Annotated in this window: 2 protein-coding genes; both read right to left on the bottom strand. The window is 51.7% G+C overall.

Annotation, left to right across the window (positions count from 1 at the left end; translation table 11 throughout):
- Positions 1 to 115 precede the first annotated feature (115 nt).
- Positions 116 to 973, bottom strand: coding sequence for a TIGR02391 family protein (locus AC1DLB_RS26165; protein ID WP_064617902.1), 858 nt, complete (start codon positions 971 to 973; stop codon positions 116 to 118).
- 462 nt (positions 974 to 1,435) lie between these two features.
- Positions 1,436 to 3,094, bottom strand: a 1,659-nt coding sequence (locus tag AC1DLB_RS26160) for a hypothetical protein (protein ID WP_477785926.1), incomplete at its 5' end; no start/stop codon positions are given.

Here is a 3,094-nt window from a genome sequence, read left to right as displayed (position 1 = left end):
GAGGAGCTCGGTATGGCCAGACACAACATGTGAGTCGGCCGGGTCATCCCCACGTACATCAGCATCCTGTGTCTGCAAAAAATTCTGACAGTTTTGCTCGCAAAAAAACGATGAATTAGATCAAACGCGGTACCGCAGTGGCTTCGAGGAGGTACAACTGGTTGACGAGCATGAACTCGCGAACCGCCTCACGACTGCTCATTACAACCTCTCGGTGAGCGCGTGGATTGCGATAAGCCATCGTCACGGACTTGAACAAATTGGATTTACCCGCCTGCTCCCCTGCGTCCTGGTCATCCCAATGCAGCAACGATCGATTCCCTTCGAATGCGTGCGTGAAAAGCTGGTTGCTGCTCTTATCGTAGACCCCGATCCGGGTTCGAACGATATCTTCCAATCTTCGGAAAGCAGTCGTGATGGCGAAGTCCGGATTGTCGAGAAATCCAATCGATAGATCGATTAGTCGTTCGTCGAGCAGACCCAGATTCAATACAGCTGGAAACTCTTCAAGCAGGTGGAGGACATCAGCTCTGGCGCGATAGGACGGGCGCTCAATGTATTCATAATATCGGGAAGGTCGGACGGGCCTGGATTGAGTCAGGTTTTTCAGATCAGATGAGAGGAGGCAACCAGCTTCGCAACGACGATGAAATTCCTCATCAACATCGTATTCCTCAATATCCACCTTAAACAGCTGAAGCAACTCAATGGCAGTAGAAAGTCCTGTCGGGCCAGTTCCTGAATATCCCGATCTGAATCCAGGCTTGATCAATATTTGCAGATAGGGAGAGACGGTCAGCAGGATACTGTGCTCGCCTATTTTTCCGTCGAACCACGACAAAATCCAAGCCGCTTGTACATGTTCGCCCGCCCCCAGAACGCTTTTTAGTGCGTCAACGCATCGCTGGGTAACTCCGGGCGTACCATGATATTCGATACCCGCGAGTTTGTTCATGTCGATCTTTTTGCCCATCACCGCCCTCCGTCCGATTTTTTGTGCCGCTTCTTTTTTAAAATGTCGATGGAGTAATTCAATCCGCCAAACTCAACTGCTCAAAGGACAGCTCGCGCAAGCCGCTAGAGCCAAGAAGGTCGGAAAGCCTGGAGAAACTTGCCCAAATATGCCGCACTTGAAGTCGCCGGCCTTTTTCCATGAACATAGACCTATGAACATTCTCCAACGGCATTAACCATAAGACTACAGCAGCGTGCGGTTCCGAATGACTTATGAACATATGACATCGCCCATAAGTTCAATGATGTGTCTGTGAGGAACTTTATATGCTTGAGGTCAAACTCCACCACTTTCCGATTTTGCAGACGTCCAGGCTCTTCTCGTTGAAAGTTTTGCCCCGTCTGTACAAGAACTCCAGCTGGATATGCAAACATCACTTTTTGAGGCGCTCAAGCACGCTTCACCGATACAGCGGAACGTTTAATTGATGTTCGTTTGTGGCGGTAACAACCAATGTCGTTCGGTGGTCCATCCGAGAAAAACCTGAGCCCCCYCACTTTTCTGGCGGTTCAGGGTCAACGTGAGCCCGGAAGCTGCCACACGCAACCCCATAATTGCCGGTAGAAATCTCTCCCGGAATGCAATGGGTTGAGCCGCGAAATGAGCTTCGATGCTATCGATTGCGCAACGCCTCTCGGCGTCATCCTGCAAGGATAAATAAAACACCATCTGGCGCCAGGCATAAGCGGTATTTTTGAGCATCACCAAGCTTGAGTGATAGAGCTTGATTTTCATCTGCTGCCGCATGCATATCCATTGGAAGCACTCCTGAGCAAGTGAACCCAAGCGATGATGTAGCAGCGCTTTCAAACCGAGATCACCAAATAGAAGCGAAAGGTTTTGCGTCGTCAAAATCTGTTGTTGCTCGATGATCCTTCCGTTGGTTGCTGAATGCCATGCCCCCAAGGGTGCATTAGCCCGCTCCGCGCACAGGTTCGCCAATGCATCACTGGTATCCAAGTCACGCTGGAAATAGTTTCTGCTCTTTGATTTCGGCTTATCGGGAAGGATCGCCAGTTGGTTCGTGTCGATGTCGTAATAATGAGCGTAAAGGGTGCCATCTATCAACGAGGCCGCTCGCCTGGCTGCTTCCACGAATTTATTCGAAAAGGTTCCCATGAAAATGTCCGCCGCGACCTCCTCCACAAAAGGAAGATCCAGCTTCGCCGTGACAGCAAGCGAACCAAACTCCTGAAGTAGCTTGTTCGGAAGGATTGCCTGAGGGAAAGCAGCGAGGGTTGTTGCCGAGGATTCGATCAAGGCTTGTCTGGCTCCCTCAACGGCGACAGTGTGTGCCTCTCGTTCACCTTCAACGGCCGCCACCCAAGGCAACTCACTGATTTTGATTTGGCTCTGTAGGTTGAGCAGCAGCAATGAACGGCGTCGCTGAAAAGCACGATACGTTGCGATAGACAATGTGCGCAGTGTCGCATCGCGAAATCCAGCACTGCAGATTTCGGCCGTCATCGCTGGCAGTACTCGCGCCACGGTATCCCCAGATGTGATCAATCCCTTGTCAATCAACTGACTGATGGTTCCCTTTCGACAGCGCTCGAGGCGTCGGCGAACTGCGGGAGGAATGGCGACACCTGTTTTCAGCGAATATGCCTTCGCCTCCTCACTGGTAATTGGTTCCAACAGGGACGAAAAATCAGAGATGCCTTCCGAGCTCGTATAGCTGGTCAGACGCTGAGAAACCGCCTTGGCGATCAGATAATGCTCGGGCGCGGCCACCTGACGGCGCTGTATGGCTCGGCTCTGTAGATGATCTTCGGATTCGGGATGACCATGTTTGCACACGAAATCATTGACGATCCGCCGAATACGTCCGACTTGACGCCCTGTCAGCGAGGTTGGGTCACGGGAGCAGAGCCTTAGCAACGCGTACAACTCCCCTACCCGCCCCCTGAAAGGTTCAACGTTGAGGATGTCATTGCTACCGGTGGCATCGAACTGACTACTTAGCGCATTCGCCTGCTCAAGCCAGCCTTCAGGATATTGCCGACAAGGCCAATCATCCTGGTACGTTAAGAGGAAGAGCGAGATAGCTGCATCGAAGAGAGGCAACCGAGTCATGAC

Source organism: Pseudomonas sp. 05N434, assembly GCF_056396965.1.
This window is presented reverse-complemented; position numbering and strand designations above follow the sequence as displayed.